This window comes from Sphingomonas faeni, assembly GCF_024273235.1.
Lineage (GTDB): Bacteria > Pseudomonadota > Alphaproteobacteria > Sphingomonadales > Sphingomonadaceae > Sphingomonas > Sphingomonas faeni_A.
In genome coordinates this window covers 61,018-87,667 of the sequence record NZ_JANBVH010000016.1, presented here as the reverse complement: position 1 = coordinate 87,667, position 26,650 = coordinate 61,018, and the positions used below count along the sequence as shown (strand labels likewise).

Sequence of the window (26,650 nt, the reverse complement as noted above, 5' to 3'; positions counted from 1 at the left end):
AGCGGTCAGCCGGCGCCGCGCGCAGGCGTGTTGACGCCCATCGACTGGAGATATTTCTTCACGTTGCGCGCCGCCTGGCGGAGCCGCTGTTCGTTCTCGACCATCGCGATCCTCACATAGCCCTCGCCGTTTTCGCCGTAGCCCACCCCTGGGGCGACCGCGACGTGCGCGTGAGTCAGCAATTGTTTGGTGAACTCAAGGCTACCTAAATGCGCGAGGGCGGGCGGGAGCGGGGCCCAGGCGAACATGCTCGCACGAGGGCTCGGTATGTCCCACCCAGCTCGCGCGAAGCTTTCGACCAGCACGTCGCGGCGCTTGTGGTAGAGTTGCCGGTTGCGCTCGACGATGTCCTGCGGACCGTTGAGCGCAGCGCAGGCGGCGGCCTGGATCGGCGTGAACGCACCGTAATCGAGATACGACTTCACCCGCGTCATCGCCGCGATCAGCGTCTTGTTGCCGACCCCGAAGCCCATCCGCCAGCCGGCCATCGAATAGGTCTTGCTGAGCGAGGTGAACTCGATCGCGACGTCCTTCGCGCCCGGCACCTGGAGGATCGAGGGGGTCGGCTTGCCGTCGAAATACAGCTCCGAATAGGCGAGGTCGGAGATCACCCACAGCTTGTGCTTCTTCGCGAACGCCACGACGCGCTCGTAGAAGGCGAGGTCGACGACCTCGGCGGTCGGGTTCGACGGATAGCCCATCACCAGCACTGACGGTGCGGGGACGGTGAACGCCATCGCGCGCTCCAGGCTCTCGAAATACGCCTCGTCGGGGGTGGTCGGCACCGCGCGGATCGTCGCGCCGGCGATGATGAAGCCGAAGGTATGGATCGGATAGGACGGGTTGGGCGCGAGCACGACGTCGCCCGGCGCGGTGATCGCGGTGGCGAGGCTCGCGAGGCCTTCCTTCGAGCCCATCGTGACGACGACCTCTGTTTCGGGATCGACGTCGACGCCGAACCGGCGACCATAATAGTTGGCTTGGGCTTTTCGCAGGCCGGGAATGCCCTTCGACTGCGAATAGCCGTGCGCGCTGGGTTTGCGCGCGACTTCGACGAGCTTCTCGATGACGTGCTCGGGCGGCGGCAGGTCGGGATTGCCCATGCCGAGATCGATGATGTCCTCCCCGCCCGCGCGCGCCGCCGCCCGCATCGCGTTCACTTCGGCGATGACATAGGGGGGCAAGCGTTTGATACGGTAGAAGTCTTCGGACATGATCAGCCTCTAGCTGGAGGAGCGGGTGCTGTACCGCAGGTGAGGGGAGGCGTCACCCCAATCCCCAATTGCCGTCACCCCAGCGAAAGCTGGGGTATCCCGGTTCGGGCCGTACCCTTCGACTACGGGAATACCCCAGCTTTCGCTGGGGTGACGGAACGAGGGTTGGCTTCCGCTTGGCCGATCGCTCGGCTAAGCTCCGGAAAAAGCAGAGGACGTCATGGCCGAAACTCCTCCTACCCCGAGCCTGCCCGATCTCCAGCATTGGACCTGGGTAATGGGGCGTGCGCAGCAGATGATGATGGAGCAGGGCTTGGCGGCGATGCAGCCCGGGCCCGAAGCAATTCCCGCGATCCCGGGCTTCACCGACCCCGCCACGCTGGAGCGCGCACGCGATTTCTGGACCGATAGCCTGACGCTGTGGCAGCGCTTTCTCGATCCCGCCAAGGCGCCCGAGCCCGCCCCCGTCACCGACAAGCGTTTCAAGGCGCCGCAGTGGCGCGAGCCGGTGTTCGACCTGATCCGCCAGAGCTATCAGCTGATCGGCGACCACATGCTCCGCGGCGTCGAGGCGGTCGATGGGCTCGACCCCAAGCAGAAGGAGCAGTTGCGGTTCGCGACCAAGGGGTTCGTCGACGCGATGAGTCCGACCAATTTCGCGCTGACCAACCCGCAAGTGATCGAAAAGACGATCGAAACGCGCGGCGAAAACCTGCTGAAAGGCCTGCAGAACATGATGGCGGATCTTGCCCGCGGGCAGGTGACGCATACCCCCGACGGTGCGTTCGAACTCGGCCGCAACCTGGCGATGACGCCCGGCAAGGTGGTGAAACGCACGCCGCTCTACGAGCTGATCCAGTACAGCCCGACGACCGACAAGGTGCTGGCGACGCCGCTCGTCATCTTCCCGCCGTGGATCAACCGGTTCTACATTCTCGACCTGACGCCCGAGAAGAGCTTCATCCGCTGGGCGGTCGAGCAGGGCATCACCGTGTTCATGGTGTCGTGGAAATCCGCCGATGCGAGCATGAAGGACGTGATCTGGGACGATTATGTCGGCGCGCAGGTCGAGGCGATCGACACCGTCCGCGACATGCTCGACGTGCCGGCGGTGCATACGATCGGCTATTGCGTGGCGGGCACCACGCTCGCCGCGACACTCGCGCTGCTGACCGCACGCGGGCAGGCGGAAAAGGTGGCGAGTGCGACGTTCTTCACAGCCCAGGTCGATTTCGCGCAGGCGGGCGAGTTGCAGCATTTCATCGACGACGAGCAGCTGAAGATGGTCGCGTCGCTGTCGCCCGAGGGGTTCCTCGACGGGCGCTATATGGCGACCACGTTCAACCTGTTGCGCGGGCGCGACCTGATCTGGAACTACGTCACGCAGAACTACCTGCTGGGGCAGGATTACGTGCCGTTCGACCTGCTCCACTGGAACGGCGACACCACCAACCTGCCGGCGAAATGGCATCTGAGCTATCTGACCGACCTGTACCGCGACAATCTGCTGGTGCAGCCGGGCGCGATCAGCGTCGACGGCACGCCGCTCGACCTCACCAAGGTCAAGACGCCAAGCTATGTCCAGGCCGGGCGCGAGGATCATATCGCGCCGGCGGAAAGCGTCTGGAAGCTGACGCAGCTGTTCGCGGGCCCGCTGAAGTTCGTGCTGGCGGGGTCGGGGCACATCGCCGGAGTCGTGAATCCGCCGGCTGCGGGGAAGTATCAGTTTTGGACCAATCCCGCGGCGCATACGACGCTGGAGGACTTCGTCGCGGGGGCGACGGAGACCAAGGGAAGCTGGTGGCCCGACTGGATCGCCTGGGTGCGCGCCCTGGATCCGAAGACCGTTGCCGCGGAAGGGGTCAGGCAACCCGGCGCGGGGGCGCTTGCGGCACTCGGCGATGCTCCGGGTGAGTATGTCAAAACCCGATAGCGCTACCTTCCGTTAACGTCATGGTGCACTGCACAATTTAATTGTGCGGCGCCACGAATCGTGTACAAAGACCGCGACATAACTCCGAAGAGAGGTGCGTGGATGGTGGATATCGTGAAACGGACGGCCAAGGCCGGTTCGAAGCCTGCCGCCGCCGCGAAACCGGTGGCTGCCGTGAAGGCCGCGACCGCCAAAGCCTCCCCCCGGACTGTCGCCAAGCCGGCGAAACCGGCGCCCGAGCCGATCGCCAAGACGTCGGCACCTCAACCTCTCGCGGCTGCTTTTGTATCGCCGCACCCGGACATTCCCGCCCCGATTCCGGCCACCGCGCCGACGGGGATCCCAGCTAGAGAAACCCTAGCCAGCGAAACAAAGGACGCCACGATGGAAACGATCCAGAGCATCACCGAGAAGACCAAGGCCCTCTTCACGGGCGCGAATACCGCCGAGTATACCGAGCAGGCCAAGGGCGCGATGGAGAAGTCGGCGAAGATGGCGGAAGATTTCGTCGCATTCGGCAAGGGCAATATCGAGGCGCTGGTCGAATCGTCGAAGATCGCCGCGAAGAACGTCGAGGCGCTTGGCCAGGAAGCGGCCGAGTACGCCAAGACCTCGTTCGAGAGCGCGACTGAAGCCGCCAAGACGCTCGCCGCCGCCAAGTCGCCGACCGAGTTCATGAAGCTCCAGGGCGATTATGCCCGCACCGCGTTCGACACGATGATCGCCGAGGGTTCGCGCTCGACCGAGCGGATGCTGAAGATGTTCGGCGAGTTCGCGCAGCCGATCTCGAACCGCGTTGCAGTCGCGACCGACAAGATGAAGATCTCGGCGTAAGTCGATTGCGCGCCGCCTTCGGGTAGTGCGACACGAAAGGGGCGGCCGTCATGCGACGGTCGCCCCTTTTCGTTTGCGGATTTCGTGCGGATTTCGCGTGGGGTGTGCGGGCGCCCCCTTGCCCTTGCCCCCCGGCATGCCATATTTTGGCAGCATGGTGTTGACCCCCGAATTGAAGCTGGCCGCGATGATGGCCGAGCGCCGCGACGATGGTGGCGAGGATGGCAATGACGGCACTGGTGCCGGCGTTGCGACCAAGACGCGCGCGAAGACCAAACAGCCGACGCCGTACCGCGTGCTGATGCTCAACGACGACTATACGCCGATGGAATTCGTCGTGCTGTGCCTCCAGCGCTTCTTCCGGATGGACATGGAGGCGGCGACCCGCGTGATGCTGCATGTGCACCAGAAGGGCGTCGGGGTATGCGGGACGTTCAGCTACGAGGTGGCCGAGACCAAGGTGTCGCAGGTCATGGATTTCGCCCGCCAGAACCAGCATCCGCTGCAGTGCACGCTCGAGAAGGCGTGAGCCGTTGGACTTGAGCTAATCCTCCCCCGCAAGGGGGAGGTGGCACCGAAGGTGACGGAGGGGGCGGCAAGCGCCAACCTCCGCTCCGTGTCCTCCCCCTCCGTCTGGCAAGGGCCAGCCACCTCCCCCTGGCGGGGGAGGATCGAGAGTCTATCGCGCTGGTGGCAACCAGCGCAGGTCGAGGCCGTCGAAGCGGTCGATGTAGTTCGCCGCCTGCGCCAATTGCACCTCGTTGAGCAGAGTCACGCGGCCGTTCTCGCGGCGGATCAGGCCGTCCTCTTCCAGTTGCCGCAGCATCCGGTTGACGTGCACCGCGGTGAGCCCGGTGGCGTCGCCGATCTCCTCCTGGGTCAGGCCGAGCGTGAAGCTGTTGCCGAGCGCCTGGTCGCGCAGCCGCATCCGGTTGCGCATCTCGATCAGCAGCGCAGCGATCCGTGCCTTCGCCGAGGTGCGGCCGAGCGCGGCGAGGCGGTCGGTCAGCGCCACCTTCTCCATCTGGTTCATCACCATGATGATCGCCGACAGCCGCGGATGATCGGTGACCAGTGCGGTCATCGCCGCGCGATCGAACGGGCACACCGTGCAATCGGTCAGCGCGACCACCGTCTCGGGCGAGTCACGATAGACGAGCGCGGACACCGCGAGCATGTCGCCGGCATAGAGGAAGCGGAGGATCTGGCGGCTGCCGTCGTCGAGCAGCACATAGCTCATCGCCATGCCGCGCTGGAGGATGAAGAGTTCGGACTGCGGGTCGTTCTCCCGCAGCAGGATCGCACCACGACGCAGTTCGCGCGGGCGCTCCTCAAACCGCGCTAGCGCAGCCCTTTCGTTCATCGACAGGTCGATGAGATCGCCGACGCGGTCGGCGAAGCAGCTGTCCGGCACTCTGAAATGGTCCCCCATGTTGGTGGAGACACAGAGCAAAGCTATGATTCCCGCGCATTAAAGTCGATCAAGCGCGAGCATTAGCGCGACCCGGACTTTGGCTCCGCTCGTCGCCTCCCGGCATGTCGCGGCGTGCGGGCCCCTTGCGCGGACCGCCAGCCGCGATAGACACCCGGGATGGACCGTATTCTCATTCGTGGCGGCAATCGCCTGTCCGGGCGCCTGCCCATTTCCGGTGCGAAGAACGCCGCGCTCACGCTGATGCCGTGCGCGTTGCTGACCGAAGAACCGCTGACGCTGCGCAACCTGCCGCGGCTGGCGGACGTCGACGGCTTCGGCCATCTGCTCAACCAGCTTGGCGCGTCGACCGCGATCCAGGGTACGCGGCCGGAGGATTTCGGCCGGGTGATGACGATCCGCGCAGGTAACCTCACCTCGACCGAGGCGCCGTACGATATCGTGCGGAAGATGCGTGCGTCGATCCTGGTGCTCGGGCCGCTGCTCGGGCGTGGCGGCGAGGCGACGGTGTCGCTGCCGGGCGGCTGCGCGATCGGCAACCGGCCGATCGATCTGCATCTGCGCGCGCTCGAGGCGATCGGTGCCGAGCTCGAGATGGCGGCTGGCTATGTGAAGGCGATCGCGCCGGGTGGACGATTGCCGGGCGGACGCTTCCGCTTCCCGATCGTGTCGGTCGGCGCGACCGAGAACGTCGTGATGGCGGCAGTGCTCGCCAAGGGGACGTCGGTGATCGAGAACGCCGCGCGCGAGCCCGAGATCGTCGACCTCTGCAACTGCCTCGTCGCGATGGGCGCGTCGATCGACGGGATCGGCACCGAGACGCTGACGATCGAAGGCCGCGACCGGCTCCATGGCGCGACCTATGCGGTGATGCCCGACCGCATCGAGGCGGGCAGTTACGCGTGCGCGGCGGCGATTACCGGCGGCGACCTGGAACTGGTCGGCGTGGCGATCCCGGACATGGGCGCGACGATCGACGCGCTGGTCGAGGCGGGCGTGTCGGTGACGCCGACCAAGGACGGTGTGCGTGTCGCATCCGATGGCGTGCTGAAGCCGCTGACGCTGTCGACCGCGCCATACCCCGGGTTCGCAACCGACATGCAGGCGCAGTTCATGGCGATGCTGTGCAAGGCGGACGGCGCCAGCGTGCTGACCGAGACGATCTTCGAGAACCGCTACATGCACGTGCCCGAACTGGCGCGGATGGGGGCGGATATCCAGGTGCGCGGGCGGACCGCGGTGGTGCGCGGGGTCGACAAGCTGGTGGGGGCGCCGGTGATGGCGACCGACCTGCGGGCGTCGATGAGCTTGATCTTGGCCGGGTTGGCGGCGGATGGCGAGACGTCGGTTGGCCGGGTGTATCACCTCGACCGGGGGTACGAGCGGTTGGAGGAAAAGCTGAGCGCGGTTGGGGCGGATATCGAGCGTGCTAGCGACGGGTAACGGCTCGCTGTCTTGATTTGAGCCGGGGTAGCCCTCTCCCCTCCGGGGAGACGGTTGGGTGAGGGGCTGTTCCGGGCGATGCACTGCTTGGCTGCCCCTCACCCCGACCCTGTCCCCGGAGGGGAGAGGGAGTAGGTTGCCGGGCGTTTTGTGGTGGCATGTTTGTTTGTAGCGGGAGCTCTTGGCTTCGGTTTGAGCAGCGCTTCCCTTCCTACTTCCCCCGCGAAGGCGGGGGCCCAGGATCAAGCAAGACCGTCCTTGGTAATCCGGTAGACATCTACTCAGCGCCGCCGGCAAAGCCGCCGTCGGACGGGTTCGGCCTTGCCGACCCGCCGGCCGTGCCGGGCGCTGCCCGCTTCGCTTTGCTTGCGGGCATCGGCTGCGCTTTGCGCTGCCTGCGCCCGTCAGTACATGTGCTGCCCGCCATTGATGCTCAGCGTCGAGCCGGTAACGAACCCGCCCTCTTCCGAGCACAGGAACGCCACGCCGCGCGCGATCTCGGTCGCCTGGCCCAGTCGCCCGACCGGGATCTTCGCGACGATCTTCTCCAGCACGTCGGCGGGCACCGCCGCCACCATGTCCGTATCGATATACCCCGGCGCGATTGCGTTCACCGTCACGCCTGCGCGCGCGCCCTCCTGCGCCAAGGCTTTCGTGAAGCCGTGGATGCCCGATTTCGCCGCGGCATAGTTCACCTGGCCGTATTGCCCGGCCTGTCCGTTGATCGAGCCGATGTTGACGATCCGCCCCCATTTGCGCGTGCGCATGCCGGGGAAGACGGCCTTGGCCATGTTGAAACACCCGCCGAGATTGGTGTCCATCACCTCTTTCCAATCCTGGTACGTCATCTTCAGGATCGTGCCGTCGCGGGTGATGCCGGCGTTGTTCACGACGATATCGACATCGCCCAGATCGGCGGCGACCTGCGCGCAACCCGCCTGGCACGCGTCGTAATCGGCGACGTCCCACTTGTACGCCTTGATCCCGGTGCGCTCGGTGAATTCGCGGGCTCGTTCGTCGTTGCCGGCATAGGTTGCCGCTACGGTCAGGCCCATCTCCTGCAATGCGAGGCTGATCGCTTCGCCGATTCCGCGCGTACCACCGGTTACAATTGCGACCCGTGCCATCAGTCTCTCCTAGGTTCAGCCTTTTGCCGGAGGCTAGCCAGCCCGCACCCATCCTTCAAGCTCGCGCGCCAAAATGCTGCGCAACATTTCCACGCCGACGGGGCTGTCGTTGAGGCAGGGGAGATAGGCGAAATGCGTGCCGCCCGCTTCCTCGAAGCTCTCACGCCCGCGGATCGACAATTCCTCCAGCGTCTCGAGACAGTCGGCGGAGAAGCCCGGTGCGAAGATCGCGATCTTGGTCTTGCCGGCCTTGGCGAGCGCCACCAGCGTCTCGTCGGTCGCCGGCCCCAGCCACTTCTGCGGCCCGAACCGCGACTGGAACGCGATCGTCAGGTCGCGGCCCATACGCTCGCCGAGTAGCCGTGCGGTCTTCTGGCAGTGGCAATGATACGGATCGCCCTGCTGCAACGTCCGCTTCGGCATCCCGTGGAAGCTGGCGACGATTGCGTCGGGGGTGAAGTCGAGCGCCGAGAGGCCCGCTTCGAGCGAGTCCTTCAGTGCGTCGATATAGAGCGTGTCGTCATAGTATGGCGGCAGCGTGCGAACCGCCGGCTGCCAGCGAAGCCCGGCGAGATGCTTGAACGCCTTGTCGTTCGCGGTGGCGGTCGTTGCTGCGCAATATTGCGGGTAGAGCGGCGCGAGTAGAATGCGTTCGCAGCCCGCCGCCTTCATCGCCGTTAGCCGGTCCGCGATCGATGGATTGCCGTAGCGCATCGCCCAATCGACCAGCACTTCCGGTCCGAACGCATCCTTCAGCGCTGCCGCCTGCAACCGCGTGATCGCGGCGAGCGGCGAGCCATCGTCGCGCCAGACCTGCGCATAGGCGTGCGCGGATTTTTTCGGGCGGGTGTTGAGGATGATGCCGCGCAGGATCGGCTGCCACGCGATCTGCGGGATTTCGACGACGCGCGAATCGGACAGGAACTCGCCGAGATAGCGCTTCACCGATTTGGCATCGGGGCCATCGGGCGTGCCGAGGTTCATCAGCAACACGCCGATCTTGGGCTTGGGAATCGGGGGGTGATCGGGGGGCAGGGTCATGACGCTGGTCTTAAAGGCAAATTGCGGATGCGGAAGCCTGTTGACGCATAGAGCGCGTTGGCGATCGCGGGCGCGACCGCGGGGACGCCGAGTTCGCCGACGCCGCCGGGGGCTTCCTCGCTGCGGATCAACTCGACGGTGATGTCGGGGGTGTCGGCGAGGCGCGGCAGGGCGATCGTGTCGAACCCGCGTGCGTCGGCAAGGCCGCGGGTGAAGCCGGTCGAGGCGCCGAGTGCGGAGGCCATGCCGAAGATCAGACCGCCCTCGATCTGCTGGCGGACGATGTCGGGGTTGATCAGCGCGCCGCAATCGACCGCGGCGACGAGCCGGTCGACCACCGGGCGCTGGTCCGCGCCCATGTGCGCCTCGGCCATGACGGCGATGTAGCTGCCTCGGAAGGCGTGGGCTGCGATGCCCTGGCCGCTGCCCGCGACGCCGCCGTTCCAGCCGCCGAGCGCCGCCGCGGTCGACAGGCAGCGGGCGAGTCGTGGTTCGCCGCCGAGCATGCCGATGCGGAACGACATCGGTTCGGACTGGGCCGCGCGCGCGAGTTCGTCGAGGAAGCATTCGGTGAAGAACGCGGTGTAGCCGTGCGCGCCGCCGCGGAGGTGGCCGGTCGGGATGCCGATCTCGGCGGGGTGGTGGTCGATCGCATAGGCGGGGATGCGATAGACGGGCGATGCGCCTGCCACGGCGTAGCGGTCGCCTTTGGTGCCGATCAGCGCGGCTTCGGTCGCGAGGCCCGGTATCATGCGGCGTGCCATCTCGGCGCCGGTGGAGGGGGCTGCGATGTTTGCGCTCCAGCCCATGATCGCGCCGTTGGGGGCGAGGCGGGCGGCCATCTTCGCGACTGCGGGTGCGCGGTAGTGGTCGTGGAGCGAGTCCTCGCCGCGCGACCGGACGAGGCTGACCGGGCGCCTAAGTTTCACCGCCAACACCGCAGCCTGTTCGGCGACGTCGTGTTCGAGTGCGGCACCGAACGATCCGCCGATCAGCATGGGGTGGACGACGACCGCCTCCTCGCTGAGGTTCGCCGCGCGCGCCGCCGCCGCTCGCGCAAGCCCCGGCGCTTGCGTTGCGAGCCAGAGTTCGAGGCGGCCGTTGGAGAAGGAGGCGGTCGCGCTGCGGGTCTCGATCGCTGCGTGCAGGCCGAGACCGGCGCGGTAGGTCGCGGTGACGAGTTTGGCGCTCTGGAACGTCGCGGCGACGTCTCCGGTCTCCGCCATCCGCATGCCGGGACGCGCGAGCGCAGCGTCCAGGGCTGCGTCGATCGACCTGGTATCGGGGAGCGGAGCGTCGTTCTCGAACCGTGGCGCGAGCGCGTCGAGCGCCTTTTGTGCGGCCCACCCTGTCGTCGCGACGGCCGCTACCCAGCGTGGGTTCTCGACGACCGACAATACGCCGCGGATACGGTCGGCGGCGGCGCGGTCGACCTTGACCAAGCGACTGCCGACCGGACCCTGGCGGATCGCGGCGTGGACCATGTCGGCGAGGCGGACGTCACCGGCGAAGTTGGCCGAACCGTCGACCTTCGAGGGGGTGTCGAGACGGGGGACCGACTTGCCGACCAGCTTGCCCGCGCCCTGGATGCCGAGCGGGAGGGGATCGGGGAGCGTGAACTTCGTGGCGTCCTCGGCGAGTTCGGCGAAGCGGATGCGCTTGGCTTGGTATGTGCAAAAGCCGGCCTCGACGTTGACCTGGGTCCAATCGGCGTCCCAGCGTTTGGCCGCCGCCATGCAGAGCAGTGCGCGGGCGCCTGCGCCGGCCTCTCGGCAGGCTTGCTCGAACATCCGGATCGAACTGGACCCGCCGGTCAGCATCGGTGGCTGCGTCGTGGCTTGCGGGAGGCGGTCGAGCAGGCCTTCGAACAGGTCGTGCGTGCCGACCGTGTTGGCGTAGAGCGGGTTGAGGGGGGCGGGCTCGACGCCGATCGTGCGCCAGTCCGCGCCGAGTTCGTCGGCGACGATCTGGGGGAGGGTCGTGTAGACGCCCTGACCGTGCTCGACCTGCGGGACCGCGACGGTGATATGGCCGTCGGTGCCGATCTTGAGCCAGGCGCCGAACGGGGTTTCGCCGGGGTTGGCGACGAGGTTGGGGGCGTAGGTTCGTGGCCAGAGGCCCCAGGCGACGACGAGGCCGATCCCCGCGCCACCGCTGATGAGTAGGCCACGCCTGTTGATCGTCATGCCTTGGCCTCTAATCCTTCTCCCCTGCGGGGAGAAGGTGGCGCGGCAGCGTCGGATGAGGGGGAGAGGGTCTCCGGGACCGTGCCGGGAGTCTCACTCCCCTCTCCCTTCCGTCGCCTACGGCTCCTCCCTCCCTCTCCCCGTAGGGGCGAGGGACGTTAGGCCAGCGCTCGGTACGTGGCTTTCAGCGAGACCTTGTCGATCTTCTCCGTCCCGAGCCTCGGCAGCGGCGCGTCCGAGATCCAGATCCGCTGCGGCACCTTGAACGCGGCGATGTGCTGGTGGAGGAACGCGCATAGTTCGTCCGCCGTTAGCGCCTCGCCGTCCTGCGGCACGACCACCGCACCGGGGACTTCGCCGAACCGCTCGTCCGCCAACCCGAACACCGCCGCCTCCGCGACTGAAGGATGCTCGTACAGCGCCGCCTCGACCTCCTGGCACGAGATGTTCTCGCCGCCGCGGATGATGATGTCCTTCTTGCGGTCGACGATGAACAGATAGCCGTCCTCGTCGAGATAGCCGATGTCGCCGGTGCGGAAATAGCCGTCCGACGTGAACGCGGCGGCGGTCGCGTCCGGGCGGTTCCAATATTCCTTGAAGTTGCAGATCGAGCGGATGCAGACCTCGCCGCGCTGGCCCTGGCCGACCGGGTGGCCGGCATCGTCGAGGATGGCGAGATCGACCAAAGGCGCGCTGGGGCGGCCGGCGGAATTGGGCTTGGCGAGGTAGTTGCTGCGCCAGTTGCCGGTGCCGACCGCGTTGGTCTCGGTCAGGCCGTAGCCGATCAACGGTGCGCCCCCCTTGCCATCCGGGCCGCCCATTTCCGCGTCGATGCGGCGGACGTGATCGACCGGGCGCGGCGCGCCACCGGCGGCGAAATCGGTGACGGTCGACAGGTCGTATTTGGCGCGGTCCGGATGGTTGAGGATTTCGAAGCTCATCAAGGGCACGCCGACGAAATAGGTGACGCCCTCCGCCTCGATCAGCCGCATCGCCTCGCCCGCATCCCATTTCGGCATCAGCACGAGTTTGCGGCCCATCGCGAAGCTCTGGAGGAATACGGGGACTTCGCCGGTGATGTGGAACAGCGGGATCGTCAGCAGCGTGACCGGCTGGCCGACCGGGGGATTGCCTTGTGCGGTGGCGATGCCGAGCATCATCATCGCCTGGCCGAGATAGTTGAAGATGCCCTGGACGACCGCGCGGTGTTCTGAGAGTGCGCCCTTCGACTGGCCGGTCGAGCCGCTGGTGAACAGGATCGTCGCATGATCCTCCGGCCCGAGCGGCGGGAGGTCTGCGGCGTGATCGTCCTTTGCGAACACGGCTGCGAGGGCAGCGTCGAGCGGGCGCGAATCGTCGATCTCGACCACCGGTGCGCGCAGGCCCGCGATCTGCGCGAGTCGCTTCACGCGGGGCGGATCGGCGAATACGAGGGAGCAATCGACCTCGCCGATCGCCGTTTCCAGTTCCTCCGACTGCCACCAGCCGTTGAGCAACGTCGCGACGCCGCCGGCCATGACGATGCCCATGTAGAGGACGATCCACGACGGCGAATTGCGCATCGCGATGCCGACTCGGTCGCCCTTCGCGATGCCGTACCCGCCGACGAGGGCGCGGGCGGTGCTCTCGGCCGCGGCGTAGACCTCGCCGAAGGTCAGCCGTTCGTCGCCGGAGACGAGGAAGACGGCGTCGCGGTGCTCGTTGGCGTAGTGCGCGAAATAATAGCTGAGCGCGGGCGGGGCGGCGGCGATCGTCGGCAGCTTTACCCCGAACCGCTCGACCGAACCGAGCGCCAGCATGCCGTCGGGCGCAGTCAGCGCGGCCATCGTCGAATCCATAGCCAGGTCCAGCTCGGTCCGCATATCGCTCTCCTACTTGGTCTTATCGTTATCGGCCTTTATGCAGGGGCGAACGCGTGGGGAAAAGCCTTTGATCCTGTCGACCATCACCGCCGCTGCGGGTGCCGTAGCGCCTGCCGTCGGCAGTCACATCCGCTTCGAGGATCTGGGGTTGCACCCCGACGTCTTCTCGATCGGCTTCTTCACGCTGCGCTGGTACAGCCTGGCCTATATCGGCGGGATCCTGCTCGGCTGGTGGTATCTGCTGAAGCTGCTCGCACAGCCTGGCGCACCGATGGCGCGGCGCCATGCCGACGACCTGGTATTCTACGCGACGCTCGGCATCATCCTCGGCGGGCGGCTGGGGTATGTGATCTTCTACGCGCCCGAGATGTTCCTCCATCCGCTGCGCATCTTCCGGCTCTGGGACGGCGGCATGTCGTTCCACGGCGGGGTGATCGGCACGTCGATCGGGCTGATCCTGTTCGCGCGGAAGCACCAGCTCAACTGGTTGCGCGTCCACGATTATATCGCGTGCTGCGTCCCCTTCGGACTATTCTTCGGGCGGCTGGCGAACTTCGTGAATGGCGAGCTGTGGGGCAAGCCGACCGACGTCGCGTGGGGGATCATCTTCGAGCGCACCGTGCCGTTCGGGATGGTCGAGCCGGCGCGGCATCCGAGCCAGCTGTACGAGGCGGGGCTGGAGGGCATAGTCCTGTTCGCGCTGCTATGGTTCGCGTTCTGGAAGACCAAGGCGCGCTATGACCCGGGCAAGCTCGTCGGGCTGTTCGTCCTGGGCTACGGCCTCGCCCGGTTCACGGCGGAGTTCTTCCGAGAGCCCGATTCGCAGTTGCGGGCGTTTGCCGAGTCGACCGGGCTGCATATGGGGCAGTGGCTGTGCGTGCCGATGATTATCGGTGGCGCCTATCTGGTGGCGACGTCGGCTAAACGCCGCGTGCGGGTCGAGTCGATCGCCGGGTCGCAGAGCGTCGCTTAGGACAGCGTACTTCGCATAGAAGCACCACCCCGGCGAAGGCCGGGGCCCAAGTGGAACGTCCGTGGTGACATGCGCTGCGCGTCGTTACATCGACCTTCCCAATTGGGCCCCGGCCTCCGCCGGGGTGGTAGAGAGTTTTCACGATGGTCGACACGCCCGAAGCAGCCCTCCCGGAACGCCTTGCCCGAGCGATCGCGCTCGCGGGTCCGATACCCGTCGCGCAATATATGGCCGCCGCGAACGCGCATTATTACGCGACGCGTGATCCGTTGGGGGTGGCGGGTGACTTCACCACTGCGCCTGAGATCAGTCAGATGTTCGGCGAGCTTGTCGGGCTGTGGTGTGCCGACCTTTGGGACCGCGCCGGGCGGCCGGACGTGGCGTGGGTCGAACTCGGGCCGGGCCGCGGCACGCTGGCTGCCGACGCCTTGCGGGCGATGGCGAAGGCGGGTCTCGCGCCGCTCGTGCACTTCGTCGAGACCAGCCCGGCGCTCCGCAAGGCCCAGGCCGAGCGCGTTCCCGCCGCGACGTGGCACGATACGATCGACACGCTCCCCACCGATGGGCCGCTGATCGTCGTCGCCAACGAGTTCTTCGACGCGCTGCCGATCCGCCAGCTCGTCAAGCGCGAGCAGTGGCACGAGCGTCTCGTCGCCGCGCAGGACCTGCTGTTCCTGCCGATCGCGGGCAAGCCGCTGCCCGACGCGGTGATTCCCGAGCCGTTTCGCGAGGCCCCCGCCGGTTCGATTCTCGAAACCTCGCCTGCCGCCGTCACGATCATCCGCGGCCTTGCTAAGCGGATCGCGGCGCAGGGCGGGGCGCTGATCGCGGTCGACTATGGCTATGAGGGGCCGGCGCTCGGCGACACGTTGCAGGCGGTGCGCGGACACGCCTTCGCCAATCCGTTCGAGGCGCCCGGCGAGCACGACCTGACCGCGCATGTCGACTTCACCACGCTCGCCGCCGCCGCGCAGACCGAGGGCGCGCTCGCGTGGGGGCCGGTGACACAGCGCGATCTGCTCGGTGCGCTCGGCATTGATTCGCGGACGTCGGCGCTCGCCAAGGCATCGCCCGATCGTGCGGAAGCGCTGGGGGTGGATCGGCGGCGGTTGATGGACGACATGGGGACGCTCTTCAAAGCGCTTGCGGTCACCGCGCCGTCTTGGCCGACCCCGGCGGCGTTCGCGTGATCGTTTACCGGGATGCCGTGCCGGCGGACGGGCCAGAGCTCGGCGCGATGGCGAAGCGGTCGTTCAGGGATACGTTCGGCACGCTGTATCGCCCCGAAGACCTCGCCGCGTTCCTCGACCAGACGTTCGGCGAGACGGGGCTGCCGGCGCAACTGTCCGACCCTGCCTTCACGGTGCGAGTCGCGGTGGACGAGGCGGGCAAGATCGTCGGATTCGCCAAGATCGGACCGGTCGTTTTTCCCGGCGAATGGCCCGCGACCGCGATCGAACTCCACCAGCTATATGTCCGTAGCGACCAGCATGGCGCGGGCGTCGGCCCGGCGTTGATGGGCTGGGCGATCGATGTCGCACGTGCCGACGCGCGGACCGAGATGATCCTCAGCGTGTATGTGGATAACGCGCGCGCGATCCGGTTCTATGAACGCTACGGCTTCGTCGAGATCGGGCGGTATGTGTTCATGGTCGGGAAGCAGCCCGACGATGATCGGATCATGCGGCTCGTGTTGTGATGGTTGGTAGCGCATGGGAATGCGACGACATTGGGCAGACTACACCACCCCGGCGGGGGCCGGGGCCCAGTTGGAAAGGTCGCAGTAACAGCTTGCTGTCTGTCGTCAGCAACGTTTCCCAACTGGGCCCCGGCCTCCGCCGGGGTGGGGATTATGTTTGATGTTGGGTAATATGATATGACCATCGACGTCATCCGCGCGAAGGCGCTTGGGGATGTGCCCCACGGCTTTCTCGGCCGTCGCGGCGGCGTGTCGACCGGGGCGTATGCAAGCCTCAACGTCGGCATCGGCTCGGACGACGATCCGGCGAACATCGCCGAGAACCGCCGTCGCGCGACCGAAGCCGTCCTGCCGGGCGCGAAACTCGTCGGGCTCTATCAAGTCCATTCCGCCGACGCCGTCACCGTGATCGAGCCGTTCGACGACGCGATCCGCCCGCACGCCGATGCGCTGGTGACCAACCGGCCCGGCCTCGCGCTCGGAATTCTCACCGCGGACTGCGCACCGGTACTGTTCGCCGACCGCGAGGCCGGCGTCGTCGCCGCAGCGCATGCCGGCTGGAAAGGCGCACTGGGCGGCGTGACCGATGCGACGATCCTCGCGATGGAAGCGATCGGTGCGCACCGCGACCGGATCGTCGCCGCGGTCGGGCCGTGCATCTCGCGCGCGAGTTACGAGGTCGACGAGGCGTTCATTCGCCGGTTCTGCGAATCGGATCCGGAGAACGAGCGCTTTTTTGCGGATGGCCGTGCGGATCATTACCAGTTCGACCTGGAGGCCTATGTCGTCAGCCGGCTCGCGGTGGCGGGGATCGGGCGGATCGAAGCGCTCGGGCTCGATACCTATACCGACGCGGATCGCTTCTTCAGCTATCGCCGCGCGACCCATCGCGGCGAGCCCTCCTACGGTCGCCAGATCAGCATCATCGGCCTGTAGCGGGTCCCAAATCCCGCATGGCTCGTTTAGGCTCGGCACATCGGCCCGCGCCAGACGGGCCACGCAGGAGCATATGATGTCCGATACCCCGAATAACGCCGGCGCCATCCCCGCCGAAACCGAAGCCGACCTGACCGGCGTAGCGGCACGCGTCGCGCCGAAGCCCGAGGTCGAGAAGATCGGTGGGCGCAAGCTGAAGCCGTCGACGCTGATGATGGGCCACGGCTACGACCCCGCGCTGTCCGAAGGCTCGCTGAAGCCACCGATCTTCCTCACCTCGACCTTCGTCTTCCCCAACGCGGCGGCGGGCAAGCGTCACTTCGAAGGCGTCACCGGCAAGCGTCCGGGCGGTGCGGAGGGACTCGTCTATTCGCGCTTCAACGGGCCGAACCAGGAGATCCTCGAGGATCGCCTCGGCGTCTGGGAAGAGGCGGAGGACGCGCTTGCTTTCTCGTCGGGCATGTCGGCGATCGCCACGCTGTTCCTCGCTATGGTCAAGCCGGGCGATACGATCGTCCATTCGGGGCCGCTTTATGCCGCGACCGAGACGCTGATCGGCCGCGTGCTCGGTAAGTTCGGCGTGAAGTGGCTCGACTTCCCGGCGGGCGCGACGCGCGAGGAGATCGATGCGGTGATGACCGAGGCGGCGACCGGCAACGTCGCGCTGATCTACCTCGAAAGCCCTGCGAACCCCACGAATGCGCTGGTCGATGTCGAGGCGGTCGCGGCCAGCCGTGACGCCATTTTCAAGGGCGAGAAACCGCCGATCGCGATCGACAACACCTTCCTCGGGCCGCTCTGGTTCCAGCCGCTCAAGCATGGCGCAGATATCGTCGTGTATTCGCTGACGAAGTATGTCGGCGGGCATTCGGATCTGGTGGCGGGCGGCGTGCTCGGCACGAAGGAGCATATCAACACGATCCGGACGATGCGGAATACGATCGGCACGATCACCGATCCGAACACCGCGTGGATGCTGTTGCGGTCGTTGGAGACGCTCGAACTGCGGATGAGCCGGGCGGGCGAGAACGCTGCGAAGGTCTGCGGCTTCCTGCGGCATCATCCGAAGGTCGAGCGGGTCGCGTATCTCGGCTTCCTAGAGGACGAGCCCGGCATGGAGCGGCAGGCGGACATCTATCGCCGGCATTGCACCGGCGGTGGCTCGACCTTCTCGCTGTACCTCAAGGGCGGCGAGCGCGAGAGTTTCGCGTTCCTCGACGCCTTGAAGATCGCCAAGCTCGCGGTGTCGCTCGGCGGGACCGAGACTCTGGCGAGCCATCCGGCGGGGATGACGCATCTGTCGGTGCCCGATGCGCGGAAGCAGGCGCTGGGGATTACGGATAACCTCGTCCGGATTTCGATCGGGGTGGAGGATCCGGACGATCTGATCGCCGATTTCGAGCAGGCGCTGGAGACGATCTGAGTAGCGTTCTCCCACGAACGCGGGAGTTCAGGGTTACGATCGCTGCACCTTTAACCCTGGGCTCCTGCTTTCGCAGGAGAACGGCTAGCTCTCGCAACGGCAAGCCGGTAACACCTAAGAATGCCGATTTTCACCCCTATCCCGCAGGACGAGTTCGTCGCCGCGATCCACATCCTCGCTGCCAAGCTGGCCGAGGATACCGACTGGAAACCCGATTTCATCATCGGGATCGGTCGCGGCGGGCTCGTGCCGGCGGTGTTCCTCAGCCACGCGATCGGGTTGCCGACGCTGTCGGTCGATTATTCCAGCCAGGTGAAGGACTTTGCCGACGAGCCGCTGGTGAAGCTGGCCGCGCGCACGCGCAATGGCGAGCGGCTGCTGTTTCTCGACGATATCAATGATTCCGGGCGGACGATCACGCATTTACGTGGGGCGCTGGCTGCGGCGGGGGCGGTCGAGGGCGCGGTGCGGTTCGCTATGCTGATCGATAACCTCAGTTCGGCGGAGCGGATCGAGTATAGCGCGCGGATTATCGACCGGGCGGTGACCAAGGACTGGTTCGTGTTCCCTTGGGAGGCGGTCGCGCCGGCTGCCGCGATTGCCGAGGATGCGGCGGAGGTGCCTGAGCGGATCGCCTGACGTCTCGTTCTCCTGCGCACGCAGGAGCCCAGGGTTGCGGGCGCTGGGCCGAGTAATCCTGGATTCCTGCGTTCGCAGGAAAACAGTGGACGAACAAAGGGCCGGCTTCCGAACGGGAAGCCGGCCCTCGCCCTCGATACGCTACGCGAGGGAACTGGGAAACTGGTGTGGTGGCCTGAGCGGGCGCGACGTCGGCGAAGCCGTCGTCGGTCGGGCCGGGCTGGGCCTGCCCGCCGTCCGGGCCGGCGGGTGCTCGGCCGCTTTGCGGCGAGCACCGGCCCGTTGCCGGGCTTAGCGCCGGCAATATCGCGGGTTATCCGACCTATCGATCGCATTGCCGGCGAGGCCACCGCCCGCTGCGCCTAGCACTGCGCCGAGCGTCCGGTCACCGCGACCGGCGATGGTGTGGCCGAGCAGGCCGCCGGCGAGTGCGCCGACGATCGTGCCACCGCTGTTGTCGCAACCGCGACGATTGCGGGGGTTGTAGTTGTAGCGGCGATCGTTGCCGCGATACTGGCGATAGCCACGATCGTAGCCATTGTCGCGGTAGCCACCCTGATAGCCATCGTAGCCACGCTCGTAGCGCGAGCCCCAGCGCTGCGCATCGGCCGTGGCGGGAACGAGGGCGGTCGCACCCAATGCGAGGGCACTGGCGGCGAGGGTAAAAGTCTTGAACATCGTGCGTCTCCCGTTGGGGATTTCGGCGGCGGCGTCTGCCGTGCTTCCATCCTCGATGAGACGCTTATGGGTGATTCGCATTGAGCCGAGCCTGAATGCCTCCGTTATCCGCGGTTCATGCTTCCGCGGATCGCCGGACGCCCTATGAGGACCCGATGCGGCTCTTGCTCACCTTGTTGTTCGTGTGTGTGAGCGTCTGCGTGGTCGTGCCGACCTGGTCGGGCGAGGCGCGGCTCGACCTGCTCGGTGATCGCGCGCAGCTCACCGCAACGCGCGTGATGCTAGACCGTACTAATCCGCGGCACGTGCGGGTCGGGGGGCTGACCTATCTCGGTGGCGTGGCGCTAGCCAGCCGCGACCGGGCGTTCGGCGGGTTCTCGTCGCTCGACGTCGCCGCCGCGGTCACCGGGAATCGCTTCACGCTGCTCAGCGACGGCGGCAATGTCGTGCAGTTCGACATGGGGCAGGACTGGCGCCCGCACCGCATCGTCTTGGCCAACCTGCCCGCCGGGCCGGGCATCGGCTGGGAAAAGCGCGACCGCGACAGCGAATCGATGGCGATCGATCCGGCGACGGGCAGGGTCTGGGTCGGGTTCGAGGATGGCAACACGATCTGGCGTTATGCGCCGGGGTTCGTGCGGTACGAGGCGCGGGTGGCGCCGGACGCGATGCGCAAATGGCCGGCGAACGGGGGGCCGGAATCGATGGCGCGGCTGCCGGATGGCCGATTCGTCGTGATCAGCGAGGAGACGCATGTCCGTCGATCGGACTGGACCGGGTCGGAGAAGGCGCGACTGCAGACGCGGCAGGCGTTGATCTTCGCGGGCGATCCGACTGGTGCCGCGCCGCCTCCGCGTTTCGCCTACGAGCCTTATGGCCGGTATGATCCTTCGGACGTGACCGCGTTGCCGAATGGTGACCTGCTGGTGCTCGATCGTGGGTTTCGCCTGCCGTTCACGTTCTCGGCGCGGATATCGCGGGTGGCGGCGCGGGATGTGGCGGCGGGGCGAATCGCGCGCGGACGCCTGATCGCGACGATCGATGCGCCGCTGATCCACGACAATTTCGAGGGGATCGACACGACGGAGGAGAACGGCGCGACGATCGTGTGGATCGTGTCGGATGACAACCAGATGTTTCTCCAGCGGACGTTGCTGCTGAAGTTTCGGTTGGATCGGTAGCGACGAGCCAGTGTCAGCTGCCGCCAGTCCTGCCACATTACCGGTCGTCCCCGCCCCTCAGCCGTCATCCCAGCGAAAGCTGGGATCTCCCCGTTCGGGTCGCGGCGCGTGTCAATTGGGATACCCCAGCTTTCGCTGGGGTGACGGGTGGGGGCGGGGGCGGCAGAGGGGGGCGGCCGAGGGGAGGTACGGATTGGAGATCACGCGCTAATCCCAGCAATCCCAGCACCCACAAACGCCGACGGCCCGCCCTGCGGTGTGCAGGGCGGGCCGCGGCGATCGTCTTGCCCGCCGCTATACAGCGGCAAGCTTCAATCGTCGCTGTTAGGCGGCGACGGCCGAGGCTGCGATCTTCTTGACGACTTCGCGCTTCAGGCGGCGAACGCGGAGCGACAGCTTGTCGTCCGAGGTCTTCACCAGCCAGTTGTCGAGGCCACCGTTATGCTCGACGGTGCGCAGGCCGTGCGTCGAGACGCGCAGCTTGACGCCCTTCTCGAGCGAATCGGAGAGCAACGTGACGTTCTGCAGGTTCGGCAGGAACGTGCGCTTGGTCTTGTTGTTGGCGTGGGAGACGTTGTTCCCGACCATCCGGCCCTTGCCGGTCAGTTCGCAAATGCGCGACATGTGATTACCTATTCAAGTGTCGGGACGAACCCCGGAAAGGCGCGCGGATAGCTGGCACGCCGGCTTTCGTCAACCGATTGCGCGTAAAACACGTTGTGCAACCGGCAGCGCTCGGCGACGTTGTTACGCTATCGAACTGTTCGAAAAAAGGGGATGTCTCATGCGTACGCTCTTGTCACTCGTCGCGATCGTCGTGCTGGTCGTGGTCGGCCTGATGTATTTCGGGATCATCAACATCGACCAGACCCGCCAGGGCGTCGTCCAGGCACCGAAGTTCCAGGCCGACGTCGCCAAGGTCACGCTCGGCACCGAGAACAAGACCGTGGCGGTGCCGACGATCAACGTCGAGAAGCCGGCCAACAGCCAGGCGCCGAACTGAGCTTTACGCGACGCGGACGGCGGGGCAGGGCCTGAGGCCATGTTCCCCGTCCCCGAACCCATGCGCCGCGCGCTCGACGCGGCCCGTGATGCGGCGCTGGCCGGGGAAGTCCCGGTCGGCGCCGTCGTCGTGAAGGATGGGGTGGTTATCGCGGTGGGCGCCAATGCGCCGCGAGCACTGTCCGATCCGACCGCGCATGCCGAGATCCAGGCGATTCGCGCGGCGGCTCTGGCGCTGGGGAGTGACCGGCTCGAGGGGTGCGATCTTTGGGTGACGCTGGAGCCTTGCGCGATGTGCGCGGGGGCGATCGCGCATGCCCGGATCGCGCGGCTCTATTATGGGGCGGCGGATGCGAAGGGCGGGGCGGTCGAGCATGGCCCGCGGTTTTTCGGCCAGTCGACGTGTCATCACCGGCCTGAGGTTTATGCGGGGATCGCCGAGACCGAGGCGGCGGGCATCCTGCGGGAGTTCTTTGCGAGTCGTCGGTAGGGGCAGTGCCGATGATCCTCCCCCGCTAGGGGGAGGTGGCAGCGCATTGCGCTGACGGAGGGGTGACGCGCCGTCGATAGGGTGTCACCCCTCCGTCGCTTCGCGCCACCTCCCCTTGCAGGGGAGGATCAGATTCAGTTCAGCCTTCCAAACTCTTGGACGCCTGTTCGAACAGGTCCTTCGAAAGCCCCGGCGTCCGCACGATCCGCTCCAGTTCCGCGCGCATCAACCCGGCGCGCGCCGCATCGAACCGACGCCACCGACCCAGCGGTGGCAGGAGTTTCGCCGCGGTCTGCGGGTTCAGCCGGTCGAGCGCGATCAGCTGGTCCGCGAGGAACCTGTACCCGCTCCCGTCCGCGGTATTGAACGCGCGCTGGTTCGCGCCGAACGCGCCGATCAGCGAGCGGGCGCGGTTGGGGTTGGTCAGCGTGAAGTCGGCATGCTCGGCCAGCCCGGCGACGACCGCGCCGGTATCGTCGCGCGACGACTGCGCCTGCGCCTGGAACCATTTGTCGAGGACGAGCGGATTGTCGCAATATTGGCTGTAGAAAATGTCGAGCGCGGTGGTGCGGAGGTCGGACGCGCTGCTGACGAGCGTCGTCAGGGCGCCCATCCGGTCGGTCATGTTGTCCGCCGAATCGAACTGGGCGAAGGCTAGGTCGGCCGCATCGTCCGCGCCGCTCGCGGAGATATAGCCGAGCGCTACCGTCCGCAGGCGACGGAGACCCTTGCCCTCTGGCGTATAGGCATAGGGCTGACCCTCGCCACGCGCGTAAGCCTGCCGCCATTGCTCTTCGAGCCGCGTGCCGAGATCGCGACGCAGCGCCTCGCGGGCGCGGAAGATCGCGTCGGGATCGACGACGGCCATCTGGTCGCCGATGAAGCTCTCCGACGGCAGCAACACGGCCTCTGCGACGAACGCCAGATCGAGGTCCGGATTATCGAGCGTGTTGGCGACGGCGGCGATCACGCTCTCATGGTCCGCGCGGCCTTCGACCGACGCGACGAGCGTATCGAGCATAAGTTGCTGCATCGCCTCGTAGCGCGCGAACGGATCGTCGTCGTGCGCGCTGAGGAAGGCGAGTTCGGCGGCGGTGCGGTCGCTCTCGACCACCACCGGTGCGGAGAAGCCACGATTGATGGAGAGAACCGCGCGCTCGGCGAGGCCTTCGAACGCGATCGTGTCGAGCGTGTCGTCGAACAGGACGAGGCGTTCGTCGGTCAGCGCCGCACCGGAGTCCGCCCCGAACAGCTTGATCCGCAACGGTAGCACCATCGGCGACTTCACCGGCTGGCCCGGCGTCGCGGGGACTTGCTGGGCGAGGCGCAACGTCGCGCGACCGCCGTCCTGTGAAAGGCTGGCGGAGACGCGTGGCGTGCCGGCCTGCGAATACCAGAGGCGGAACTGGGTGAGGTCGACGTTACCGCCTTCTTCCATCGAGGTGACGAAATCCTCGCAGGTCGCCGCCGTGCCGTCGTAGCGATCGAAATACAGGTCGGTGCCCGCGCGGAAGCCCTGCGGTCCGAGGATCGCGGCCATCATCCGGATCAGCTCGGCGCCCTTGTTGTAGATCGTCGCGGTGTAGAAGTTCGAGATCTCCTGGTACGATTCAGGGCGCACCGGATGTGCCAGAGGCCCGGAATCCTCGGGAAATTGCGAGGCGCGCAGGCCCCGGACGTCCTCGATCCGCTTGACCGCGCGCGAGCCCTGGTCGGCGGAGAAACCCTGGTCGCGGTAGACGGTGAAGCCTTCCTTCAACGACAGCTGGAACCAGTCGCGGCAGGTGATCCGGTTGCCCGACCAATTGTGGAAATATTCGTGCGCGACGACCGCGGCGATCGCGTCGTAATCATAATCGGTCGCGGTATCCGGGTCGGCCAGGATGTAGCGCGAGTTGAAGATGTTGAGGCCCTTGTTCTCCATCGCACCGAAGTTGAAGTCGTCGACCGCGACGATGTTGAACACGTCCAGATCGTACTCGCGGCCATAGGTCGTCTCGTCCCACGCCATCGCGAGTTCGAGCGCCTTCAACGCGTGGTCGGTCTTGGGGAGGTCGGCCTCGCGCACCCAGATCCCGAGCGAGACCTTGCGCCCCGACATCGTCGTGAAGCTGCTGCGGTTCACGGCTAGATCGCCGGCGACTAGCGCGAACAAATAGGAGGGTTTGGGGAACGGGTCATGCCACGTCGCCCAGTGGCGACCGTCGTCGAGATCGCCCTGCGCGACCGGATCGCCGTTCGCGAGCAGTACCGGGAAGTGCTTCCTGTCGGCGGTCATCTGGACCGAATAGACGCTGAGCACGTCGGGGCGGTCGGGGAAATAGGTGATACGGCGGAAGCCTTCCGCCTCGCACTGCGTGCAGAGATTGCCGCCCGAGGCGTAGAGCCCCATCAGTTGCGTGTTGCGATCGGGGGCGATCTCGACTTGCGTCTCGACGATATGCGCGGTGCCGGCGAGGGGGATGACGAGCTGTTCGCCATCGATCCGCCAGTCGTTGATCGCGACGCCGTCGACCGTGACCGAGAGCGGCTTTTGTCCTGCGCCGTCGAGCCGCAGCGGCGCGGTGTGATCGCCGTTGCGCGTGACGGACAAGGTCGCAGTAACCCGCGTGGTCGCCGGATCGAGGTCGAAATCCAGCTTCGTCTCGGGGACCAGCCATTCCGGCGGGGTATACTCCTCGCGACGAATGACGAGCGGGTGGGCGAGACTGTTCTGGATGTCGAGCATATGCTGGCGAATATAGGGCCGCGGCCGCCTATCGCCAGCCAAAGCTTGCGCGGGTGACGGTGGATGCTACGCCCGGGCAACACGTTCCCTTTGCAAGGATTTCCGGATGTATCGTCCTCTCGGCGCGCTCGCGTTGCTCGCGCTTTCTACGTCCGCCCTGGCGCAGACCGCGCCCCAGACTGCGCCCGCGCCTGCACCTCAGGCCGCGCCGGCAATGGCTTCGAACGCTGCCGAACTGAACGCAAAGCTTGCGGCCCCACTGCCGGCCGACCAGGCGGCGATGAAGGCGCATGTGCTGTTCCTCGCGTCGGATGCGATGAAGGGGCGCGAGGCTGGCAGCCCCGAGTTCGACATTGCCGCGCAATATGTCGCCGCGCAATTCTATGCGGCAGGCCTTCGTCCCGGTGGCGATCAGGGCGGCTATCTCCAGAAAGTGCCGCTGGTGTCGTACAAGGCGGCGAGCAAGGGCGATTTCGTCTGGACCGGTCGCGGGGCCGCGCAGCCGCTGGTCTTCGGTGAGGACTATGTGCCCGCCGCAAACGGCGCGAAGGCAGAGACGAGCGTGTCGGCGCCGGTGGTGTTCGTCGGCTATGGCATCGATGCGCCGCAATATGGCCAGGACGATTACAAGGGCGTCGACGTGCGCGGCAAGATCGTCGCCTATTTCGGCGGCTCGCCCGCGCGGTTCGGTGGCGAGGAGCGCGCGTTCTTCGGGTCGGGCGGCACCAAGGCGGCGATCGCGCAGGCCAAGGGCGCGGTCGGCGTGATTACGCTGGAGAGCCCGCGCTCGGCCAAGGTGCGGACCTTCGCCAAGCTGGCGGACTCTTATGCAACGCCGCGGATGACGTGGGCGAACCCGGATGGGACCGGTAGGGTCGATGCGCCCGGTGCGCCGTCGCTCGGCACGGTCAGCATGGTGGGCGCGGCCAAGCTTTTCGCCGGTGCGAAGACGCCGTGGAGCCGGATCGTCAAGCATGCGGACAGCGACAACGCCAAGTTCAAGTCGATGCCATTGCTTGGCACGCTGACGGTTGCGACCAAGACGGGCTTCGTGCCCGCCGCGAGCAGCAACGTGGTCGGCGTGATCCCCGGCAGCGATCCGGTGGTCGGCAAGGAGGTCGTCGTGCTGTCGGCGCATCTCGATCACATCGGCATCACCAAGCCTGTGAAGGGCGACGCGCTCAACAATGGCGCGCTCGACAACGCGATCGGCATCGCCAGCCTGATCGAGGAGGCCAAGCGCTTCACGGCCAGCGGGCAGGCGCCGAAGCGGACGATCATGTTCCTGGCTGTCACCGGCGAGGAGAAGGGGCTGGTCGGCAGCGATTATTTCACCAACCACCCGACCGTGCCGCTGACCTCGATCGTCGCGGACGTGAACCTCGACATGCCGATCCTGACCTACAAGTTCGAGGACATGGTGGTATTTGGCGCCGAGCGTTCGACGATCGGCCCGATCGTGCAGAAGGCGGTGGCGACGATCGGAGTCGGCCTGTCGCCCGATCCGATGCCGGAGGAGGGCATCTTCGTCCGTTCCGACCATTTCCGCTTCGTCCAGAAGGGCATCCCGGCGGTCTTCCTGTGGCCGGGTCAGAAGGGGCCGGGCAAGGCCGCCGTCGCCTATTTCATGGCGAACAATTACCACAAGCCGTCGGACGACCTGACGCAGCCGATCCTGTGGGATCAGGGCGTGCGGTTCGTCGATGCGAACTACCGGATCGCGCGCGAGATCGCCGACGGGGCGCAGCGGCCGGTGTGGAATGCGGGCGATTATTTCGGGACGCTCTACAAGGGGCCGATGGCACCTACCGGAACGGGGAACTGATCGT

General features: G+C 66.5%; 23 protein-coding genes. 14 read left to right on the top strand and 9 right to left on the bottom strand.

What is annotated here, in order from left to right; translation table 11 throughout:
• Positions 1-5: 5 nt before the first annotated feature.
• Positions 6-1,214 carry an LL-diaminopimelate aminotransferase gene (locus NLI89_RS10725; RefSeq protein WP_254687050.1) on the bottom strand — a complete coding sequence of 403 codons (1,209 nt, stop codon included), beginning with the start codon at positions 1,212-1,214 and terminating at the stop codon, positions 6-8.
• 220 nt (positions 1,215-1,434) lie between these two features.
• Between NLI89_RS10725 and NLI89_RS10720 the strand changes: the two genes are divergently transcribed.
• The 3 genes from NLI89_RS10720 (at position 1,435) to clpS (ending at position 4,510) form a co-directional block, all read left to right on the top strand.
• Positions 1,435-3,147, top strand: a complete 1,713-nt coding sequence (locus NLI89_RS10720; RefSeq protein ID WP_254687049.1) for a PHA/PHB synthase family protein — start codon at positions 1,435-1,437, stop codon at positions 3,145-3,147.
• Positions 3,148-3,531: 384 nt separating this feature from the next.
• Positions 3,532-3,981, top strand: a complete 450-nt coding sequence (locus NLI89_RS10715) for a phasin family protein (protein WP_254687048.1) — start codon at positions 3,532-3,534, stop codon at positions 3,979-3,981.
• A 190-nt stretch (positions 3,982-4,171) separates the two neighbouring features.
• Positions 4,172-4,510 carry an ATP-dependent Clp protease adapter ClpS gene (gene clpS, locus NLI89_RS10710; RefSeq protein ID WP_254687073.1) on the top strand — a complete coding sequence of 113 codons (339 nt, stop codon included), beginning with the start codon at positions 4,172-4,174 and terminating at the stop codon, positions 4,508-4,510.
• A gap of 150 nt (positions 4,511-4,660) precedes the next feature.
• On the opposite strand, the gene NLI89_RS10705 is transcribed toward clpS, so the two are convergent.
• Positions 4,661-5,344, bottom strand: a complete 684-nt coding sequence (locus NLI89_RS10705; RefSeq protein WP_254687072.1) for a Crp/Fnr family transcriptional regulator — start codon at positions 5,342-5,344, stop codon at positions 4,661-4,663.
• A gap of 228 nt (positions 5,345-5,572) precedes the next feature.
• Here NLI89_RS10705 and murA point away from each other — a divergent pair, with 228 nt between their 5' ends.
• A complete protein-coding gene (gene murA / locus NLI89_RS10700; protein WP_254687047.1) occupies positions 5,573-6,856 on the top strand; it encodes a UDP-N-acetylglucosamine 1-carboxyvinyltransferase in 1,284 nt (427 codons plus the stop codon).
• A gap of 404 nt (positions 6,857-7,260) precedes the next feature.
• On the opposite strand, the gene phbB is transcribed toward murA, so the two are convergent.
• The 4 genes from phbB to NLI89_RS10680 all read right to left on the bottom strand — a co-directional run bounded on the left by phbB (position 7,261) and on the right by NLI89_RS10680 (position 13,072).
• The gene (phbB, locus tag NLI89_RS10695) at positions 7,261-7,983 is read right to left on the bottom strand and encodes an acetoacetyl-CoA reductase (RefSeq protein WP_128454995.1); all 723 of its coding nucleotides are present in this window, start codon (positions 7,981-7,983) and stop codon (positions 7,261-7,263) included.
• Positions 7,984-8,016: 33 nt separating this feature from the next.
• Complete coding sequence (hemH, locus tag NLI89_RS10690) at positions 8,017-9,024, bottom strand: ferrochelatase (RefSeq protein ID WP_254687046.1); 1,008 nt, start codon at positions 9,022-9,024, stop codon at positions 8,017-8,019.
• Positions 9,021-11,210, bottom strand: coding sequence for a xanthine dehydrogenase family protein molybdopterin-binding subunit (locus NLI89_RS10685; protein WP_254687045.1), 2,190 nt, complete (start codon positions 11,208-11,210; stop codon positions 9,021-9,023). Before NLI89_RS10685 ends, hemH begins: the two co-directional genes overlap by 4 nt.
• A 158-nt stretch (positions 11,211-11,368) precedes the next feature.
• Positions 11,369-13,072 carry a class I adenylate-forming enzyme family protein gene (locus tag NLI89_RS10680; protein ID WP_254687044.1) on the bottom strand — a complete coding sequence of 568 codons (1,704 nt, stop codon included), beginning with the start codon at positions 13,070-13,072 and terminating at the stop codon, positions 11,369-11,371.
• A 37-nt stretch (positions 13,073-13,109) separates the two neighbouring features.
• Between NLI89_RS10680 and lgt the strand changes: the two genes are divergently transcribed.
• The 6 genes from lgt (at position 13,110) to NLI89_RS10650 (ending at position 18,742) form a co-directional block, all read left to right on the top strand.
• A complete protein-coding gene (gene lgt, locus NLI89_RS10675) occupies positions 13,110-14,045 on the top strand; it encodes a prolipoprotein diacylglyceryl transferase (protein ID WP_439144506.1) in 936 nt (311 codons plus the stop codon).
• Between the two features lie 143 nt (positions 14,046-14,188).
• Entirely contained in the window at positions 14,189-15,235 is a 1,047-nt protein-coding gene (locus NLI89_RS10670) for a class I SAM-dependent methyltransferase (RefSeq protein WP_254687042.1), read from the top strand.
• The gene (locus NLI89_RS10665) at positions 15,232-15,744 is read left to right on the top strand and encodes a GNAT family N-acetyltransferase (RefSeq protein ID WP_254687041.1); all 513 of its coding nucleotides are present in this window, start codon (positions 15,232-15,234) and stop codon (positions 15,742-15,744) included. The genes NLI89_RS10670 and NLI89_RS10665 overlap by 4 nt, the downstream gene beginning before the upstream one ends.
• 177 nt (positions 15,745-15,921) lie before the next feature.
• Positions 15,922-16,680, top strand: coding sequence for a peptidoglycan editing factor PgeF (gene pgeF / locus NLI89_RS10660; protein WP_254687040.1), 759 nt, complete (start codon positions 15,922-15,924; stop codon positions 16,678-16,680).
• Positions 16,681-16,756: 76 nt separating this feature from the next.
• A complete protein-coding gene (locus tag NLI89_RS10655; RefSeq protein ID WP_248522490.1) occupies positions 16,757-18,103 on the top strand; it encodes a cystathionine gamma-synthase family protein in 1,347 nt (448 codons plus the stop codon).
• Positions 18,104-18,223: 120 nt separating this feature from the next.
• On the top strand, positions 18,224-18,742 hold the full coding sequence (locus tag NLI89_RS10650; protein WP_254687039.1) for a phosphoribosyltransferase: 519 nt from the start codon (positions 18,224-18,226) through the stop codon (positions 18,740-18,742).
• A 291-nt stretch (positions 18,743-19,033) separates the two neighbouring features.
• On the opposite strand, the gene NLI89_RS10645 is transcribed toward NLI89_RS10650, so the two are convergent.
• Positions 19,034-19,420, bottom strand: a complete 387-nt coding sequence (locus NLI89_RS10645) for a glycine zipper 2TM domain-containing protein (RefSeq protein ID WP_254687038.1) — start codon at positions 19,418-19,420, stop codon at positions 19,034-19,036.
• A 155-nt stretch (positions 19,421-19,575) separates the two neighbouring features.
• Here NLI89_RS10645 and NLI89_RS10640 point away from each other — a divergent pair, with 155 nt between their 5' ends.
• Positions 19,576-20,601 carry an esterase-like activity of phytase family protein gene (locus NLI89_RS10640; protein ID WP_254687037.1) on the top strand — a complete coding sequence of 342 codons (1,026 nt, stop codon included), beginning with the start codon at positions 19,576-19,578 and terminating at the stop codon, positions 20,599-20,601.
• A 324-nt stretch (positions 20,602-20,925) separates the two neighbouring features.
• On the opposite strand, the gene rpmB is transcribed toward NLI89_RS10640, so the two are convergent.
• Positions 20,926-21,225: a 50S ribosomal protein L28 gene (gene rpmB / locus NLI89_RS10635; RefSeq protein WP_055874131.1), complete on the bottom strand. Its 300-nt coding sequence runs from the start codon at positions 21,223-21,225 to the stop codon at positions 20,926-20,928.
• A 160-nt stretch (positions 21,226-21,385) separates the two neighbouring features.
• Here rpmB and NLI89_RS10630 point away from each other — a divergent pair, with 160 nt between their 5' ends.
• Both NLI89_RS10630 and NLI89_RS10625 read left to right on the top strand, forming a co-directional pair.
• A complete protein-coding gene (locus tag NLI89_RS10630; protein WP_055874129.1) occupies positions 21,386-21,604 on the top strand; it encodes a hypothetical protein in 219 nt (72 codons plus the stop codon).
• 39 nt (positions 21,605-21,643) lie between these two features.
• Positions 21,644-22,093 (top strand): nucleoside deaminase, encoded by a 450-nt coding sequence (locus NLI89_RS10625; RefSeq protein ID WP_254687036.1) that lies wholly within the window; start codon positions 21,644-21,646, stop codon positions 22,091-22,093.
• Positions 22,094-22,232: 139 nt separating this feature from the next.
• On the opposite strand, the gene pepN is transcribed toward NLI89_RS10625, so the two are convergent.
• Entirely contained in the window at positions 22,233-24,821 is a 2,589-nt protein-coding gene (pepN, locus tag NLI89_RS10620; protein ID WP_254687035.1) for an aminopeptidase N, read from the bottom strand.
• 106 nt (positions 24,822-24,927) lie between these two features.
• Between pepN and NLI89_RS10615 the strand changes: the two genes are divergently transcribed.
• Positions 24,928-26,646 carry a M28 family metallopeptidase gene (locus NLI89_RS10615; protein ID WP_254687034.1) on the top strand — a complete coding sequence of 573 codons (1,719 nt, stop codon included), beginning with the start codon at positions 24,928-24,930 and terminating at the stop codon, positions 26,644-26,646.
• Positions 26,647-26,650: the final 4 nt, after the last annotated feature.

Bases quoted from the DNA above. Each gene is read 5' to 3' on its own strand.
- NLI89_RS10725 (WP_254687050.1), bottom strand. From the start codon at position 1,214: ATGTCCGAAGACTTCTACCGTATCAAACGCTTGCCCCCCTATGTCATC.
- NLI89_RS10720 (WP_254687049.1), top strand. From the start codon at position 1,435: ATGGCCGAAACTCCTCCTACCCCGAGCCTGCCCGATCTCCAGCATTGG.
- NLI89_RS10715 (WP_254687048.1), top strand. From the start codon at position 3,532: ATGGAAACGATCCAGAGCATCACCGAGAAGACCAAGGCCCTCTTCACG.
- clpS (WP_254687073.1), top strand. From the start codon at position 4,172: ATGGCCGAGCGCCGCGACGATGGTGGCGAGGATGGCAATGACGGCACT.
- NLI89_RS10705 (WP_254687072.1), bottom strand. From the start codon at position 5,344: ATGAACGAAAGGGCTGCGCTAGCGCGGTTTGAGGAGCGCCCGCGCGAA.
- murA (WP_254687047.1), top strand. From the start codon at position 5,573: ATGGACCGTATTCTCATTCGTGGCGGCAATCGCCTGTCCGGGCGCCTG.
- phbB (WP_128454995.1), bottom strand. From the start codon at position 7,983: ATGGCACGGGTCGCAATTGTAACCGGTGGTACGCGCGGAATCGGCGAA.
- hemH (WP_254687046.1), bottom strand. From the start codon at position 9,024: ATGACCCTGCCCCCCGATCACCCCCCGATTCCCAAGCCCAAGATCGGC.
- NLI89_RS10685 (WP_254687045.1), bottom strand. From the start codon at position 11,210: ATGACGATCAACAGGCGTGGCCTACTCATCAGCGGTGGCGCGGGGATC.
- NLI89_RS10680 (WP_254687044.1), bottom strand. From the start codon at position 13,072: ATGCGGACCGAGCTGGACCTGGCTATGGATTCGACGATGGCCGCGCTG.
- lgt (WP_439144506.1), top strand. From the start codon at position 13,110: ATGCAGGGGCGAACGCGTGGGGAAAAGCCTTTGATCCTGTCGACCATC.
- NLI89_RS10670 (WP_254687042.1), top strand. From the start codon at position 14,189: ATGGTCGACACGCCCGAAGCAGCCCTCCCGGAACGCCTTGCCCGAGCG.
- pgeF (WP_254687040.1), top strand. From the start codon at position 15,922: ATGACCATCGACGTCATCCGCGCGAAGGCGCTTGGGGATGTGCCCCAC.
- NLI89_RS10655 (WP_248522490.1), top strand. From the start codon at position 16,757: ATGTCCGATACCCCGAATAACGCCGGCGCCATCCCCGCCGAAACCGAA.
- NLI89_RS10650 (WP_254687039.1), top strand. From the start codon at position 18,224: ATGCCGATTTTCACCCCTATCCCGCAGGACGAGTTCGTCGCCGCGATC.
- NLI89_RS10645 (WP_254687038.1), bottom strand. From the start codon at position 19,420: ATGTTCAAGACTTTTACCCTCGCCGCCAGTGCCCTCGCATTGGGTGCG.
- NLI89_RS10640 (WP_254687037.1), top strand. From the start codon at position 19,576: ATGCGGCTCTTGCTCACCTTGTTGTTCGTGTGTGTGAGCGTCTGCGTG.
- rpmB (WP_055874131.1), bottom strand. From the start codon at position 21,225: ATGTCGCGCATTTGCGAACTGACCGGCAAGGGCCGGATGGTCGGGAAC.
- NLI89_RS10630 (WP_055874129.1), top strand. From the start codon at position 21,386: ATGCGTACGCTCTTGTCACTCGTCGCGATCGTCGTGCTGGTCGTGGTC.
- NLI89_RS10625 (WP_254687036.1), top strand. From the start codon at position 21,644: ATGTTCCCCGTCCCCGAACCCATGCGCCGCGCGCTCGACGCGGCCCGT.
- pepN (WP_254687035.1), bottom strand. From the start codon at position 24,821: ATGCTCGACATCCAGAACAGTCTCGCCCACCCGCTCGTCATTCGTCGC.
- NLI89_RS10615 (WP_254687034.1), top strand. From the start codon at position 24,928: ATGTATCGTCCTCTCGGCGCGCTCGCGTTGCTCGCGCTTTCTACGTCC.